Annotated in this window: 12 protein-coding genes; 1 reads left to right on the top strand and 11 read right to left on the bottom strand. The window is 52.6% G+C overall.

Features of this window, described 5'->3' with window-relative positions; translation table 11 throughout:
* Positions 1-6 precede the first annotated feature (6 nt).
* The 11 genes from FJ147_01835 to FJ147_01785 form a co-directional block, all read right to left on the bottom strand.
* The gene (locus FJ147_01835) at positions 7-1,341 is read right to left on the bottom strand and encodes a radical SAM protein (protein MBM4254618.1); all 1,335 of its coding nucleotides are present in this window, start codon (positions 1,339-1,341) and stop codon (positions 7-9) included.
* 32 nt (positions 1,342-1,373) lie between these two features.
* Entirely contained in the window at positions 1,374-2,363 is a 990-nt protein-coding gene (locus tag FJ147_01830) for a glycosyltransferase (protein MBM4254617.1), read from the bottom strand.
* A gap of 114 nt (positions 2,364-2,477) precedes the next feature.
* On the bottom strand, positions 2,478-3,197 hold the full coding sequence (locus FJ147_01825) for a glycosyltransferase (GenBank protein ID MBM4254616.1): 720 nt from the start codon (positions 3,195-3,197) through the stop codon (positions 2,478-2,480).
* Positions 3,176-4,849 carry a hypothetical protein gene (locus tag FJ147_01820; protein ID MBM4254615.1) on the bottom strand — a complete coding sequence of 558 codons (1,674 nt, stop codon included), beginning with the start codon at positions 4,847-4,849 and terminating at the stop codon, positions 3,176-3,178. Before FJ147_01820 ends, FJ147_01825 begins: the two co-directional genes overlap by 22 nt.
* Positions 4,850-4,864: 15 nt before the next feature.
* Positions 4,865-7,018, bottom strand: a complete 2,154-nt coding sequence (gene recG / locus FJ147_01815) for an ATP-dependent DNA helicase RecG (GenBank protein ID MBM4254614.1) — start codon at positions 7,016-7,018, stop codon at positions 4,865-4,867.
* 107 nt (positions 7,019-7,125) lie between these two features.
* A complete protein-coding gene (carB, locus tag FJ147_01810) occupies positions 7,126-10,413 on the bottom strand; it encodes a carbamoyl-phosphate synthase large subunit (protein MBM4254613.1) in 3,288 nt (1,095 codons plus the stop codon).
* Between the two features lie 126 nt (positions 10,414-10,539).
* Positions 10,540-11,742 (bottom strand): glutamine-hydrolyzing carbamoyl-phosphate synthase small subunit, encoded by a 1,203-nt coding sequence (carA, locus tag FJ147_01805; GenBank protein MBM4254612.1) that lies wholly within the window; start codon positions 11,740-11,742, stop codon positions 10,540-10,542.
* A gap of 55 nt (positions 11,743-11,797) precedes the next feature.
* Positions 11,798-13,087: a dihydroorotase gene (locus FJ147_01800; GenBank protein ID MBM4254611.1), complete on the bottom strand. Its 1,290-nt coding sequence runs from the start codon at positions 13,085-13,087 to the stop codon at positions 11,798-11,800.
* A gap of 115 nt (positions 13,088-13,202) precedes the next feature.
* The gene (locus FJ147_01795; GenBank protein MBM4254610.1) at positions 13,203-14,147 is read right to left on the bottom strand and encodes an aspartate carbamoyltransferase catalytic subunit; all 945 of its coding nucleotides are present in this window, start codon (positions 14,145-14,147) and stop codon (positions 13,203-13,205) included.
* A gap of 12 nt (positions 14,148-14,159) precedes the next feature.
* Positions 14,160-14,696, bottom strand: coding sequence for a bifunctional pyr operon transcriptional regulator/uracil phosphoribosyltransferase PyrR (gene pyrR / locus FJ147_01790; protein MBM4254609.1), 537 nt, complete (start codon positions 14,694-14,696; stop codon positions 14,160-14,162).
* A 224-nt stretch (positions 14,697-14,920) separates the two neighbouring features.
* Positions 14,921-15,304: a hypothetical protein gene (locus tag FJ147_01785; GenBank protein ID MBM4254608.1), complete on the bottom strand. Its 384-nt coding sequence runs from the start codon at positions 15,302-15,304 to the stop codon at positions 14,921-14,923.
* 434 nt (positions 15,305-15,738) lie between these two features.
* Between FJ147_01785 and FJ147_01780 the strand changes: the two genes are divergently transcribed.
* The gene (locus FJ147_01780; protein ID MBM4254607.1) at positions 15,739-16,251 is read left to right on the top strand and encodes a response regulator; all 513 of its coding nucleotides are present in this window, start codon (positions 15,739-15,741) and stop codon (positions 16,249-16,251) included.
* Positions 16,252-16,305 lie beyond the last annotated feature (54 nt).

The raw sequence follows: 16,305 nt of genomic DNA, 5'->3' as shown, positions 1-16,305 counted from the left end.
TCCTTATCACTCTACTGCAGCCACAGAGCCAATGGTTTGCTCGCGCGCTTCTAGCCAGGTCTGATCGAGGGGATGAATCTTTTTGAGCTGGTGTTGAGAGAAGTACTGAGGATTAGCCACTCGCGCGCCGAGCTTGACTGGTTGGGCTTCATCCGAGCCGAAGAACTTTGCATAGTCACTGTAGAAACCATCGCATACAGCCCGCACGTCACACTGCGCACATGCGGGGACGTGTTTATAGCCGGTGTAGGCGTGCGCGCGGACTTGCGCATCGGCCTGATATTGATCTTCCAGAGAAAGAGCCGTCTTCCGCTCTGCCCATCGTCGTTCTAGCCATTGTTTAACCCCGTGCAGTGTAGTGCCAACTCCAGGCATTCGTACCGCGAGTCGCCGTAAGGGACCGCGTAGCGAACCGAGCGCAAGCCGCGGTCCGAGACCAAACGGTGGTGTTAGTGTGGCATCGCGCTGGCGCTGAGCCGGGAGGTCGGTCCACGACCAACTGGCAAAGTCGTTCTCGTGAAGATCGTAGGGAATCTGTGGGAAGTTATAGACCGAACTGCGGTGACGCTCAGCGATGACACAGAAGGGAAGATAGCGCACATTCGCCTCGACCCTCGCATCAGCCAAGATATCCAGCGCGAGGTTCAACGACTCTCCCAGCTCGCTATAACGGGGGACGCTTTCGTCACTCCGTTTCCCAGTTTCCTGATCGTTGAACGGATTAAAACCAAGGAAGTTGACGACTTCCGCACCTGTGTGCACGGCCAGTCGTGCAATGTCGGGAAGCTGTGGCAGCGCAGGCTTCGAGAGAACAGTATTGAAGCGAAACGGCACTCCCTCTTCTTGCAGGTTCCGCAACGCCTTCAGTTGTCGGACATGAGCCCTTTCGCGTCGCACCAGTCGATCGTACACTCCCCCAAGGCCTTGCAGGCTGACAAGAAAATCTCTAATCCCCGCCTTCTTGTGGCGAGCAACAACTTCGCGATTGGCCAACGCTTGCGCATTAGTAATAATTGTCGGAGACAGGCCAATCTCAGCACAGTATGTGACGAGCGCGTAGATATCCGTCCACAGCGTCGGTTCACCGCCCTGAATATCGAGAGAGTTATTGCCATAGTACTCAACCAGCGTCCGGCAGATCTCTTTGGCTTTTTCGAGGGTCATGAAAGGATGCTCAGGATGATTTTCGTTCTCGATACGATCCAAGAAATAGCAAAACTGACAGCGAAGGTTACAGGTCTGTCCAAGCCAGAGAATACCTCGTCGGGTCAGTTTTCGTGTCTGACTACGCGTGTACAGTGGTTTCGGAGCTGGACTCGGTGCCACCGCGAGAGCAAGCATTTGCTCGAAGGAAGAAATGGAATCTTTCATCATTATGACACTCGATGTTCAAACTGTAGTCGACGTAAGAGCCGCAATGCAGTAATGCGCATTGTCCAGTACGGAGAGGCAAAGAAAGCCATCAGCAACCGTGTAATTCCAAAGCTCCAGTCTTGTTCCGCCAAACCGATACGCGCGAAAAAGAGGGAGCGATAGGCACGGACCAGGTGCTCATGCCGTGCAACCGTTGGGTTTGCCATCAGCGCGTGCGTGTGCGCAGTGTGCTCCTCCCAGAACCATTTACGATGCGCCGTCACCAAACCTCCAGGAACCCTGCGCTCAACCAGAGTACGAGGGAGATACACAAAACTACCACCACCAACAAGGATGCGACCATACCAGTCCAAGTCGTGGACAATAGCAAACTGTTCATTAAACTGACCGAACCGATCGAACGCCTCACGACGACAGACGACGACAGACATGGTGTGGATAAAACTTTCCGCCAGCAGTCGAATGAGGGGATTAGGATAAGTCAAAAGAGGTTGCGTATCAGGACGGGTCGTGTGCCCATTGGCGTGCCGTTCGACATGATCTGCGTAACTGAGCGTCGCTGCAGGATGAGCGTCGAGGTGTTCGACTTGTGCCTCCAGATAAGCTGGAGGCCAAAGGTCGTCGTCATCAAGAAACTCAATCAGTTCACCACGCGCGCGTGCAAGACCTTGATTGCGCGCGTGAGCCGCACCACCAGTCGTTTCCATTCTCAGGACCTGAGCCGTAAAACACTGCGAGTGAAGCCACGAAGCGGTATCATCTGTCGAACCGTCATCAACGACAATAATCTCAAAATCGCGGAAGCGTTGCCTCTCCACCGATGCTAACGCACAACGCAGCTTGTCGAGCCGGTCCCGTGTAGGCAAAATGACGGAAACTCGGGGCGTCACAACTCGTTCTCCCTCTGCTCTGCCTTTACGGCAAGCGAACGCAGAGCTGGTCGGCTCGACATTATCGTCAGAAATCCCGCAAGATTGGCGATCTCCCACAAGGCCAAGAGGATGAGTAGGGAAACTCCACGTCTGGGGCCATTGCGTACCAACTCTGAACCTATGAGCCTCGGAAGCTGGAGATGGAAGGCAACGCTCCCACCAAAGCTCGCGTTATCGCCTGAGGCGTGAAACCGCGCTCCTCCCTGTCCGTACGCAAAGAACTGCCGCAGGAATCCGGTGAAGTTCAGCCGTGCATCCATGATCCACAACCGCCTCGGGAACCTGCGCGAGAGCGAACCCTGCCTTACGCCAGCGACGGCACAGTTCTCGATCTTCCGCCGTCCGGTACGACTCATCAAATCCACCGATTCGTCTCAATGCGACTGTAGGAAAGGCAAAATTGTTCGACGGGAAAAAGCTTTCGTGACCGTGCGTTTCACGCTCGTAGCGAGCAACGAGATCAAGAACGAGTTGAGAGACTTCCGCATACGGGTTAGCCAGAAGACCGTTGAGTGTTCTTCCTCCCGTTGCACACGGCGGCGATAAGGAGACACCAGTAGTGAGGGCTTGTAACCATCCTGGCCGAGGGCGACAATCGTCATCAATAAACGCCACCACCTCCCCTAGAGCTGCAGCAAGGCCATGATTGCGTGCTGATGCCGGCCCACCATGGGGAACCAAGGAGTAGCGTAATCGTAGTGGCTTAACAAACGGCGCAAGTCGTGGTTCAAGATCAAGAGAACCACCATCTGAGACCACAATGGTTTCTGCATCCACTGGAAATGACTGGGCAAGCGCCTGGAGACAGGTAGTGAGTGAGTCGGGGCGATCAAAAGTTGGAATGATAACTGAGATTCTCACCACCGTGCTTATCTTTCTTGTAGTTCCAATTTTGGTGAGAACTCAGGTCCAAGTATGCGATGGAGGACACGAGACATCGCCCAGCGGAGGTAGAGATTTATAAGATCTGGAAGCGGATGCATAATCGGCAGACGGGCGATCACTTCCCGCGTTATCTTGGGTTTCGCGTGTGGACCAATCAGACGATACTGAGCAGCAACGAAGGGAGCGGCAAAGAAGCGCAAACGGAAATTCAATCCTTCCTGCCATACTGCCCATCGTGTCGGCTTACAGCCAATCTGGGCAGCAAGTTCGTCACAAAACGGCGTATGATCAACCAGATGATCCAAGCGTCCCTGGACCGCTCTGAACATATGAGCGCGGAAGTGAGTCCATCGCGAGATCGACTCCTGCATTTTTTCGGCTGACGGCAGCTCCAGTTTCCCACTCTGTAGCAACGCAAACCAACGTGCCTGCAATTGAGCCAACGGTGGAATCGCACCAAAAGCCGGACGTAAAAAGCCGATAAAGCCCAAGCTTGCACCTATCTGTGGATTGAAGGTATGCAGATAGCGATGGGCTCCAGCCATCGCTTCAGTAAGAAACGGCATCTTGGTGTCAAAACCTGTACAGAAGATCACCAAATCAGGCGCAAAACTGCGCCCATCAATGAAAAAGGCGCGCGTTCCCTCAAACCTTTCAACCGCAGCAACACGCTGGCACTGTCCCATCACAATGGCTCTGACAAAATCATCGGTCTTGGTACCAAACTGTTCGTTCAGCGTCCCGCCCGATTCCTTGAGCAGTTCCTTGCTCATTTTTCTCGTTTTGAGGTTGGCTTTGATTTCTGACAGGCGTGATGAATAGAGCAAGGGGAGAAACTCCCACACCACGCGAAAGAGAATCTGCAAACATTTGTCCACCACCACAAGCGGCAGAAACATCAGACGATAGAGGTTTCGCTTGCGGTCGTTCTGGGGATTACGGGTCTGGAAGACCCAGTGCGCAGCGCTATTGTGCACCCGCGAGGTCTGATAGTCCTTCGGCTCACCAAACATGCTGCGCGCAAGAACAGCAACACCTCGCCGCAGCGAGAGGACTGTTTCCGCAGCGTGCTTCGAGACCTCAGCAACGATGTCGGCACCGGACTCTCCAGCCCCAACGATGAGGACTTTCTGACCAGCGACCTGCGCCGGACGGCGGTATTGCGCACCGTGCATGATGGTTCCGGTGAAGGTTTCTTGTCCTGGTAGCATTGGCAGATAGGGATGCTGATGAAGCCCAGAGCATACCGCGACCGCATCGTACTGCTCTTCATGAGTGCCTTGTGCATCACGTGTTCGCACCGTCCAATCACCACTGGAGTTTTGCGTCACTGACTCGACTTTCGTCCCAAAGCGGATGTGACGAATCACGTCGAAGGCTTCACAATACTTCGTCAGGTAGTCAACGTACTCACCTACCGCCATGTGGCCAGCACGATTCGAGGGTACGGGGAAATCAGAAAACGCCGTCAGCAGACCAGACGAAGTAAGGCGGCACGACTCCCAAACAACGCCGTCATGCTCACCGAAGCGGAACACCCCACCCAAACCATCGGCCTTTTCGAAGCACGTTGGCGAGTGCCCCTCTTCCAGTAACTCCTTGACGGTGACGAGTCCTGAGGGTCCTGCACCGATGACTGCGATACGTTTACTCACCAATTGTTCCCCATAAGACTATCCTACCCGTGCCAACTCTAACCGCCCAGCCCACCGATCCTCCAAGATCGCTCGCACTCGACGTGATATGGGTGCGGTCAAATCAGGGTCTTTTGCTAACCACGCTTCAGCTTCGTCACGTGCAAGTTCCAAGATGCGACTGTCGCGGACGATATTGGCAACCCGAAAGTCCGGTAGACCAGATTGTCGCGTTCCGAGAAACTCTCCTGGTCCACGGAAATTAAGATCAGCTTCGGCGATCTTGAATCCGTCGTTGGTATCAACCATCACCCGCAAGCGGCGAATCGACTCGTCTGCAGGCGTATACTGCGCCAAGAGAAAACAAAACGATGCCGCTTGTCCACGTCCAACACGCCCACGCAATTGATGCAACTGTGCCAATCCGAAGCGTTCAGCATGTTCAATGAGCATCACCGTCGAGTTCGGTACGTCGATGCCAACTTCAATGACAGTCGTCGACACCAGAATCTGATGTTCACCCTTTTTGAAGCGGGTCATCACCGCATCTTTTTCGTCACTCTTCATGCGACCATGAACGAGGCCAATGGAGTATCCGGCAAAGGCAGTCCGTGACAGTTGTTCAGCCATCGTCGTCGCAGCTTTGAGGTCGGACTTTTCCGACTCCTCGACTAATGGATAGACGATGTACGCTTGATGACCTTTATCGAGCTGTTCTTTCACTGCGCGATAGGCTTTCTCACGCTCGCCCTCGTGAAAAACACGAGTTGTGATGGGCTTGCGTCCAGGCGGAAGTTCATCAATCGCCGAGACATCCAAGTCCCCATAAATGGTCAGTGCTAAGGTGCGCGGGATCGGTGTCGCGGTCATGAGCAGCATGTCAGGATTGGTGCCCATTTTCTTCAGCGCCGCACGTTGCATCACACCGAAACGATGCTGTTCATCAACAATCGCTAATCCTAGGCGATGAAACCGTAGTCCTTCTTGAATCAGCGCATGGGTGCCAACTACGACCTCCACTTTTCCCTGTTCGATCAAACTGTAGATTTCTTGTTTCTGTTTGGGCTTGGTGTCGCCAGTTAACAAGGTAATCGAAATATCGAGTTGTTTGGCTAATCCTGCAAGGGTACGGAAATGTTGCTCAGCAAGGAGTTCCGTTGGCGCCATGAATGCCACTTGATACCCACTGTCCAGCGCAGCCAGCGCTGCACAAAAAGCGACAATAGTTTTTCCTGAGCCAACATCGCCCTGCACCAGGCGATTCATCGGGTGGGGCGCGGCCATATCTCGGAAGATGACATCCAACACACGTTGTTGGGCATTGGTGAGACGAAACGGTAACACGTCATGAACCCGCATGACCAAAGGGCCAGGAACAATTGACAACCCATCTTCCTTCACCATATTGCGTCGCCGGAGCGACATACCCAGTTGTAAGTAAAACAACTCATCGAAGACAACGGTACGGTGAGCTAACGAGGAAGCCGAGTTCAATGCGCCGACATCGATATCAACCGGTGGCACATGCAACGCTTGGAGCGCCTCGCTCACTTTCATCAATCCGAGCCGGGTCGTCAGTTCTTGGGGAAGTGAATCAGGGAGAAAATTGATATGTGTAGCAACGGCACCATGCACCAGACGGCGCATCGCACCGACCGTCATCTCTGTGGTCTTATTGTAGATGGGAAGGATGCGCGACGTTTCGTCGTCTTCTTCGAGTAATTCCATATCAGGGTGGATCATCCACTTACCACCCTTCATGCCCATTTCGACTTTGCCATAGAGCAAAACGGTCGCGCCAATTTGATACTTCTGTTGGAAGTAACGATGCTGGTAATACCACAGTAAGAAAAGAAAACCAGTTTCATCGCGGACCACAGCTTCGAGTACCCAGCGTTTACTGCGGGCAACAAAGCGACGCCCCATACGCACCAGTTGTCCAACTGTCGCCCCTTCTTCACCAGTTCGCAGGTCACGAATCTTGTGAATCTCACGTCGATCCTGATAACGGAACGGAATGTGATAGAGGAGGTCCTCGACTGTGCGAATACCAAGACGTTCCAGCTGTTCGGCTCGTTTCGGACCAACCCCCTTCACAAATTGAACAGGTTTTTTGAGCGGCGGCTGCGCAGAGCGGAACGATGGTGGTGCAGATGCGTTCGCTTCAGACGAATACGGCAACTCGCGATTCATGCAAACCTTTTTAGCACTGCAAGTCAAAGTGCAAAAGTCAAAACTGAAAAATCAAGGAGCCGTTCCGCAAATTTTTGACTTTAGCACTTTGCGGGTTGCCTTTTGATTTATTTCTCCTGACGATGGTATTCCTGCAACGGTTGCACTCCGAGCAACCCCATTCGTAAACGAGCAATCCCTTCAGCGGCAGCACCTGCACCTGCAATAGTCGTAAAGTACGGCACTCGACATTCAAGCGCGCTCCGTCGAATGGAGAACGAGTCAGCAACCGCTTGCGGACCTTCAACGGTATTCATAACCACAGCAATTTCTCCAGCACGAATCGCGTCAACGATATGCGGAGACCCTTCACCCACCTTGTTCACGATGTCAACGACAACTCCAGCGTTGCGCAGATGCGCGGCGGTTCCCTGCGTTGCTATGAGCGAAAAACCACTTTCGACAAGGCGTCTCGCAATCGAGAGTGCGGCATCCTTGTCATGATCACGAACACTGAGAAACACCTTTCCTTGCGCAGGAAGGAACGTTCCAGCCGCAACTTGGGCTTTCGCAAAAGCCATGGCAAAGGAGGCATCGATGCCCATCACTTCACCGGTGGATTTCATTTCTGGACCAAGAATCGTATCGACACCGGGGAATTTAATGAACGGAAAGACGGCTTCCTTCACGCTGATATAGGGCGGCACAATCTCGTGCGTAAAACCAAGCTCGCGTAGCGTCTTGCCAGCCATTACTCGTGCCGCAATCTTGGCCAGAGGTTGACCAATCGCCTTACTCACAAATGGTACGGTGCGCGAGGCACGAGGATTCACTTCGAGTACGTAGACAGTCTCTCCTTTGACCGCATACTGAACATTCATGAGGCCAACGACCTGCAACTCTTTCGCTAAACTGACCGTTTGTCGCCGAATGTCATCTTGCACTTTTTGTGAAATCGAGCGTGGCGGTAACGAACAAGCACTATCGCCAGAGTGAACCCCAGCAAGTTCGATGTGTTCCATAATGCCGCCGATGACAACGTCATGTCCATCGCCAACCGCATCAACGTCCACTTCCGTTGCATCATCAAGGAACTTGTCGACGAGCACTGGATGTTCAGGCGAGGCCAACACCGCTTCATTCATATAGCGCTGCAAATTGGGATCGTCGTACACAATTTGCATGGCGCGGCCACCCAGAACATAGGAAGGGCGTACTAACACCGGATAGCCGATTTCGTTGGCAATGCGTTGCGCTTCTTGTGGGCTTCGTGCCGTGCCGTTGGCCGGTTGCCGCAGTCCCAGTTTCTCTAAGACCTCTTTGAAACGTTCGCGATCTTCGGCGCGATCGATCGAGTCCGGTGAGGTCCCCAAAATCGGGACTCCAGCCTTCTCTAACGGAACAGCAAGTTTCAACGGCGTTTGGCCACCAAACTGAACGATCACGCCAAAGGGTTTCTCGATGCGGACAATGCTTAAGACATCCTCAAGTGTTAGCGGTTCAAAGTAGAGCTTGTCAGAGGTGTCATAGTCGGTGCTCACGGTTTCAGGATTGCAATTGACCATGATGGTCTCAAAACCATCCTCTTTCAAAGCAAACGCGGCATGCACGCAGCAATAATCGAATTCGATCCCTTGCCCGATACGATTGGGTCCACCGCCAAGAATCATGATCTTCTTACGGTTCGTGGGATTCGCTTCATCCTCACCTTCGTAGGTCGAGTAGAGGTACGGTGTATGCGCAACGAATTCAGCAGCGCAGGTATCAACCGTTTTATACACTGGTACGATCCCAGATTGTTCCCTACGTGTACGGATCTCAGTTTCACTGCAGCCCAGTAACTTTGCCAGTCGCACGTCTGAAAAGCCCAGGCGTTTCGCTTCACGGAGTACGTCCAGGGTCCAGAGTCCAGGGTCCAGAGTCGAAGAATTTGAGGCTTGCAGTTTGAAGTTTGCGGTCTGAGAGCGGAGCGATTCTTCAAACTGAACGACCTGTAAAATATTCTCTAAAAACCAAGGGTCGATTTTTGTGATGCGATACAGTTCTTCGACACCCATCCCAAGGCGGAGTGCATCGGCGACATACCAAATCCGCTCGGCGTTTGGTGTCCGTAATCGCTCCTGGAGTTTTTTCCACTCCTCAGACTCTGGACTCTGGACTCTGGACTCTGGACTTTTCTGAACTTTCTCATCGAACCCAAACACTCCGATCTCTAACGACCGCAGCGCTTTTTGCATTGCCTCCTTGAAGGTACGGCCAATCGCCATTGCCTCACCGACGGATTTCATCTGTGGGCCAAGCGAGTCTTTGGTTTGCGGAAATTTATCAAACGTAAAGCGGGGAATTTTCACCACCACATAATCGATGGTTGGCTCAAAAGAGGCCGGTGTTTCCCGAGTGATATCGTTGGGAATTTCGTCGAGCGTATATCCGATCGCGAGCTTGGCTGCGATTTTAGCGATCGGAAATCCAGTGGCTTTACTGGCAAGCGCAGAGGAGCGAGACACCCGCGGGTTCATTTCGATCACCACTAACCGACCCGTGTCAGGGTGTACCGCAAACTGGATGTTGGATCCGCCAGTGTCGACGCCGATCTCTCGGATGATGCGCAGCGCTGCATCACGCATGATCTGATATTCCTTGTCCGTCAGCGTCTGTGCCGGAGCAACCGTGATCGAATCTCCAGTATGAACCCCCATGGGATCAAGGTTTTCAATCGAACAGATGATGACGACGTTATCTTTTCCATCGCGCATCACTTCCAGTTCAAATTCTTTCCAGCCAGCGATTGATTCTTCAATGAGGACTTCATGCGTAGGAGAAGCGTCCAAGCCGACCTCAACCAGCGAACGAAACTCTTCAAGTGAGTTGACCAGCCCTTGGCCACTACCACCCAAGGTCCGCGATGGACGAATAATCAGAGGCAAGCCAATCCGCTGACGAACTTCCTCAGCGTCTTGCAGTGAGCGGGCATAGCCACTACGCGGCAGATCAAGCCCAATCTTTTCCATCGCCGCTTTGAACAAATTGCGATCTTCAGCTTTTTTGATCGCTGGGAGCTTAGCCCCTATGAGCTCGACGTTGTAACGCTCCAGCACGCCAGCCTCAGCCAGATTGATAGCGAGATTGAGCCCGGTCTGACCACCGATAGTTGGCAACAACGCATCAGGGCGTTCTTGCGCGATAATTTTCTCTACGACCTCAACGGTGAGAGGTTCAACATAGGTACGGTCCGCAAATCCAGGGTCGGTCATGATCGTCGCCGGGTTCGAGTTGACCAAGATCACGCGGTAGCCTTCTTCTTTGAGTGCTTTACACGCTTGCGTCCCTGAGTAGTCAAACTCACACGCTTGTCCGATCACGATCGGACCGGAACCGATGAGGAGGATTGATTTGAGGTCTGTTCGTTTGGGCATGGGGCGTCTCTTGCCTTTTTCCTTCCAATCTCCAAACCTGAGTCATCCGTCGACAGGCTCAGGATGACCAAGGCGGAAACCGTTCGTGCTCAGGGTGTCGACGCATGAACGGAAGATGTTTTTGTTCTAGCCTTTTTTGTAGTGCGCCATTACATCCGTAAACCGACGGAACAAATAGTTTGCATCGTGCGGTCCAGGAGAAGATTCAGGATGATATTGCACGGAAAACAACGGGTACTGTTTGTGAGACAATCCTTCGACAGTGCGATCGTTGAGATTCAGGTGCGTCACTTCCGCTCTCCCTTGCAGAGAATCAACATCAACACAAAATCCGTGATTCTGGCAAGTGATCTCAACTTTCCGCGTTTGCATATCCATCACCGGATGATTGCCACCGCGATGACCGAACTTGAGCTTGTAGGTCTGACCACCCAGAGCCAACCCCATGATCTGATGGCCCAGACAAATGCCGAACATCGGAACTTTACCGACCAGCGCGGCAACATTCTCTCGGGCATAAGGAACCGCGTCAGGGTCACCAGGGCCGTTCGAGAGAAACACGCCATCGGGTTTCAGGGCTAACACTTCAGACGCTGGTAGAGAAGCTGGCACCACGCGCACCCGACAACCGGCATCAACCAGATTGCGCAGGATGTTGTATTTCACACCGAAATCATAGGCGACAACGGAAAACAGGGGGCGGGAGCCGGGAGTCAGGGGTTGGTCTTTTGACTCTGGGCTCTGGACTCTGGACTCTGGACTCTTCTCGCCCCTGTCACCTGTCACCTGTAACCTGTAACCTCTTCCGAGTTCCCACCGTCCTTGATTCCAATCATACGGCTGAGCACAAGTGACTTCCTTGACTAAATCGCGACCCACAAGGCTTGGCGCGGCTTTCGCTTTGGCCACGAGTCGTTGAGGGTCCGAATCAATGGTTGAAATCACTCCTTGTTGAGCACCATGATCACGCAAGTGACGCACAAGCGCACGCGTATCGATGCCTTGAATACCCACAATGTTGTGTTCTCGCAGATATTGCCCAAGGCTTTTCTGAGCGCGCCAGTTACTCTGACGTTCCCAGTACTCTTTGACAATAAAACCTTCAACAAACGGTTGGCGAGATTCTACATCCTCAGGATTGACTCCGACGTTACCAATTTCGGTATACGTCATCGTCACGATTTGTCCCTTATAGGAGGGGTCTGTCAGGATCTCCTGGTACCCAGTGAGTGAAGTATTGAAAACCACCTCACCGGTTGTTTCTCCATCAGCACCAAAAGCGGTACCGGTAAAAACGGTGCCATCTGCTAACGCGAGTATTGCTTTCATGAGAATCAGCCTTTAGTTGTCAGTTGTCCTCAGTTGCACTTTTTTCTCAGTCTCTTCACACACCTGCCCTTCCATCATACACGATTTTCCCACCAACCAGCGTCAGGATAACCTTTCCTTTCAGGTCCCATCCATCAAACGGCGAGTTTTTACTTTTTGACTGCAATTTTGTCGTGTCGACACGCCATGAGCGCGAAGGATCGAACAACACCACATCGGCAGAGACACCGGCAGTGAGAGTTCCGTATGGTAAGCCGAAGACACGTGCGGGGTTGACCGTTAATTTTCTCACCGCGTCTGACAACGACAGCACTCCTTCGTCAACCAACCTCAGGGTCAGCGGCAAGGCAGTCTCCAAGCCGACGATACCGTTCGCAGCTTGGTCGAACTCTACTTCTTTTTCATCTCGATGATGGGGCGCATGGTCAGTAGCAATCGCGTCGATGGTTCCATCGCGTAAACCATCTTTGACTGCGGCAACGTCTTCGGCAAGACGTAAAGGAGGAGCCATTTTCGCATTTGTGTTGTAGCCATTCACCGCTTCTTCGGTCAGGGAAAAATGATGGGGAGCCGCTTCGGCTGTGACTGGGAGTCCTTCGGCTTTCGCTTGTCGTACTAATGCTACAGCTCCGCGCGTACTGAGATGAGCAATGTGGACTCGTCCACCAGTTAATTGCGCAAGGAGAATATCACGAGCAATCATGACATCCTCTGCGGCATTGGGAATACCTCGTAAGCCCAGGCGCAATGCCGTTGGCCCTTCATTCATCACCCCACCACCGGCGAGGTGAAGATCCTCTTCGTGCACACTGATTGGTACATTCAGCATTGAACAATATTCTAGCGCACGTCGCATCAGATTCGCGTTCATCACCGGGCGTCCATCGTCAGAGATGGCAACTGCTCCAGCGTCAACCATTTCTCCAAGTGAGGCGAGTTCTTCGCCTTTGAGCCCTTTTGACAATGCACCAATCGGAAAGACCCGTGCCAGATTCGCTTCCCGCCCTCGCTCGATGATGTAACGCGTCACGGCACCGTTATCATTGACAGGGTTAGTATTCGCCATACATGCAACAACACTAAAGCCACCCGCAACCGCGGATTGCGTACCGGTAAGAACAGTTTCTTTGTACTCCTGTCCAGGCTCACGCAAATGTACATGAATATCGACGAAACCAGGAGCCACGATACACCCTTTGGCGTCGATGATCTCGGCGTCAGGCTTGCGAAACGTCCCCGGTTTTTCGACCGCGCGTACGACGCCCTCTTCAATCAGCACCTCACAGAGAGAGTTGAGGTTGTTGGCTGGGTCGACGACAGTTCCGTTTTGAATGATAAGCTTCATAGTAGTCAATATGTTAAAACCAATTAAAAATTAAGAATCAAAAATGGAAAATTGAAGATAAGAACGTGTCCTGCTCATTTTGCATTTTGCATTTTTCAGTCTTCATTGACTTCCTCTACTCTTCCTCTCGCACCGCTTTCCCTCGCGTCGTCAGCAGAAAAAGAATCGCCATACGCACCGCGACGCCATTCGTGACTTGATCAAGGATCACCGAGTACGGACCATCAGCCACACGCGAATCAATCTCAATGCCGCGATTCATCGGTCCAGGGTGCATAATCAGCACATCAGGTTTTGCTTCGGCAAGCGCCGCTGGCGTCAGACAAAATCGCCGAGCGTATTCTTCAACACTGGGAAAGAAATTGCGCGCCTGCCGTTCTTGTTGTAATCGCAGCGCCATCACCACGTCTGCTCCTGCGAGCCCGGCTCTCAGGTCGGTATACAATTCCGCTCCAAATGTCCGACATTCCGGTGGCAATAAGGTTCGGGGTCCGACCAATCGCACGGTTGCCCCCAACGTTGTCAACGCCAAGACGTTCGAGCGCGCAACTCGACTATGAAGAATGTCACCCACGATCGCGACGGTGAGGCCAGCAATCTTCCCTTTGCGCTCACGAATCGTGTGCATATCGAGTAGTGCTTGCGTCGGATGCTCATGCGTTCCATCTCCCGCGTTAATCACTGGACAATCGACCAGGCGTGCGACAAAATGCGGCGCCCCGGAGGATGGATGACGAATGACAATTGCCGCCGGTCGCATCGCGATCAGATTGCGTGTCGTATCAAGGAGCGTCTCTCCTTTCGTGACGCTACTCGCTGCAGCAGTGATATTCACGGCATCAGCCGATAATCGCTTGGCGGCAATTTCAAACGAGGTCCGCGTACGGGTGCTGGATTCATAGAACAAGTTGATCACAGTCTTGCCACGTAACGTCGGGACCTTTTTGACCTCCCGCTCGGAGATTTCACGAAAGGACTCAGCGGTATCGAGCAAGAACAGCAGCTCATCTTTCGTCAATCCCTCAAGTCCAAGGAAATGAGGTTGAGTAAACATCTGCATACGCCCTCCGTGCTATCCGATCACAACCTCATCGACCCCATCACGCTCAACTAATCGCACATGCACATGTTCAGTTCGGGCGGTGGGGACGTTTTTGCCAACGTAATCTGGACGAATAGGTAACTCGCGGTGACCACGATCAACCAAAACTGCGAGCTGAATACTGCGAGGTCGACCGAAGTCGATCAAGGCATCCATTGCGGCACGGATCGTTCGTCCAGTGAAGAACACATCATCGACGAGAACAATCCGCATCTCCTCGACATCAAACAGAATATTTGTCCCGCGCACTTCAGCGCGAGTTCGCTTAATGCCAGCGTCATCACGATATAGGGTGATGTCGATTTCGCCGCTCGGCAATCGCACGCCTTCGTCTTCGGCAATTTTTGCCACAAGACGCTGAGCGAGGTCGACCCCACGGGTATGAATACCAACTAACGCAAGATTATCCGCTCCGTGGTTTTTCTCGAGGATTTCATGGGCAATACGTGTGAGCGCACGACGAATGGCCTCACGGTCAAGTACGACGCGTGTCGAAGTGGAACTCATTGTGTCACCAAATAAAAAAAGGCCTCCTTGGCGTTCCAAGGAGGCCTGCAGATATGCTCGTAGAAAAAGATTGACTATCTGGTTTCATTTTGCACCTTTCCTAGCCTCGCGGGGATAGATTAAAAGGTGAGGTGTTCTTACTGCGCTCTGGTCTGCCTGTCAAGGCTGCATATTGCAGATCCTCGATTCTGCTCCGCTACATCAGAGCTGTACCCGTGCCAACGTTACGGATGAGAGCCTGAGGGCTGCGGATAATATGCAGGATGATACGGTGGTGCGCTCGGGCCGTAATTAAGCGGTAGAAATCGACGTTCGCCTTCCAAAGTCTCTGGAGTAATGAAGTAGGTTCCTCCGGTCATCGGACGCCAGATCCCTTCGGCAGCACGCTCATTGCCCCCGGTCAAGAATCCACTCGTGCCACCAAGCACTGCTCCAGCCACCCCAATACCAAGCTTGATAGGAAAATACACGGCACTCAACAATGGAGCAGCTAACCCTCGTGCAAATTCCCCGCTCTTCGTTCTGCCAGCAGGCTGCGCCATGACTAATGATGGACAAAGCATTCCCACTCCAACTATTGCAGCAATACCTCTCTTCAACCTCAGCATAGACACCTCCCTTCCATAAGCTACTCTACAGTATTTCCCTAAGAATAGAATTACGTATCAAAAATTGCAACTAATGCGACTGGACAGAGACCCCCTACTTGACTAAAGTTTTCCTTGTCCTCACCGATCGCTTCCTCAGCGAGAGTGTGAGCGGGGGTGCTACTACTGCCGAGCTTCGCGATACGTGCCGAGACGGGTTGCCGTAGGACTGACTATGTGTGTAGCAACCCTTCCCGACAGTTCCCTCTCTCGTCTGTAAGCAATCGATACGGAACACGTGCGGCGTGCTCGCGTCTCTGTGTTTAATACGAGGAGGTCCCTTGAGTAAACAAAGTCGAGGAACTGCCGATACAAAAAAGAGAAGCCGCTGACGTAAACAAAGGACAACTACTGGAAAAGCAAATGGGTTCTCAGTCAGATAGGCTTCTTTTGTGATGGGGGAAAGACTCATGGACGGCTCCGCGACCCCAGTCATCTTGTGTGTTGATGACGACAAGGTGACATTACGGGCAATTGAACGTTCGCTAGTAAGCAATGGGTACTCGGTACTCACTGCCGATAGCGGTGCGCGTGCCTTAACGACACTACAAAAGACTCGACCCGACCTGATTCTCCTTGATGCTGTCATGCCGCACATGGATGGCTATGAGGTATGTTCACATCTACAGACAAATCCGGCCTTGGCAACAATCCCCATTATCTTTGTGACAGCTCAAGAAGAGGGTGAAGAGCGAGCCAGAGCGCTTGCACTTGGCGCTGCCGATTACCTCGTCAAACCGATTCAAAGAGATATTCTCCTCCGCAAGGTTGCTCTTCATATCAGTGCAGCAGCAGCCCACAACGTGCAAAAACCTACTCCCGTTGAGGCTCCTGCTGGGGGGAAGAAAATTGCAGGGATGAAGGAGCAAAGTGTGGGATTAACCGTAATGATTTTTGTTCCGGCGTAAGCCGCCAAAGGAGCTGGGAGGTGGAGCGTGCTCTTGAGCGGCGCGAGCTTCTAT

It is taken from the genome of Deltaproteobacteria bacterium (assembly GCA_016874775.1).
GTDB lineage: Bacteria > Desulfobacterota > Binatia > Bin18 > Bin18 > VGTJ01.
Note: the sequence above shows the minus strand (reverse complement) of the source record. Positions and strands in the feature narration are given on the sequence as shown.

Bases quoted from the DNA above. Each gene is read 5' to 3' on its own strand.
- FJ147_01835 (MBM4254618.1), bottom strand. From the start codon at position 1,341: ATGCTTGCTCTCGCGGTGGCACCGAGTCCAGCTCCGAAACCACTGTAC.
- recG (MBM4254614.1), bottom strand. From the start codon at position 7,018: ATGAATCGCGAGTTGCCGTATTCGTCTGAAGCGAACGCATCTGCACCA.
- carB (MBM4254613.1), bottom strand. From the start codon at position 10,413: ATGCCCAAACGAACAGACCTCAAATCAATCCTCCTCATCGGTTCCGGT.
- carA (MBM4254612.1), bottom strand. From the start codon at position 11,742: ATGAAAGCAATACTCGCGTTAGCAGATGGCACCGTTTTTACCGGTACC.
- FJ147_01800 (MBM4254611.1), bottom strand. From the start codon at position 13,087: ATGAAGCTTATCATTCAAAACGGAACTGTCGTCGACCCAGCCAACAAC.
- FJ147_01795 (MBM4254610.1), bottom strand. From the start codon at position 14,147: ATGCAGATGTTTACTCAACCTCATTTCCTTGGACTTGAGGGATTGACG.
- pyrR (MBM4254609.1), bottom strand. From the start codon at position 14,696: ATGAGTTCCACTTCGACACGCGTCGTACTTGACCGTGAGGCCATTCGT.
- FJ147_01785 (MBM4254608.1), bottom strand. From the start codon at position 15,304: ATGCTGAGGTTGAAGAGAGGTATTGCTGCAATAGTTGGAGTGGGAATG.
- FJ147_01780 (MBM4254607.1), top strand. From the start codon at position 15,739: ATGGGGGAAAGACTCATGGACGGCTCCGCGACCCCAGTCATCTTGTGT.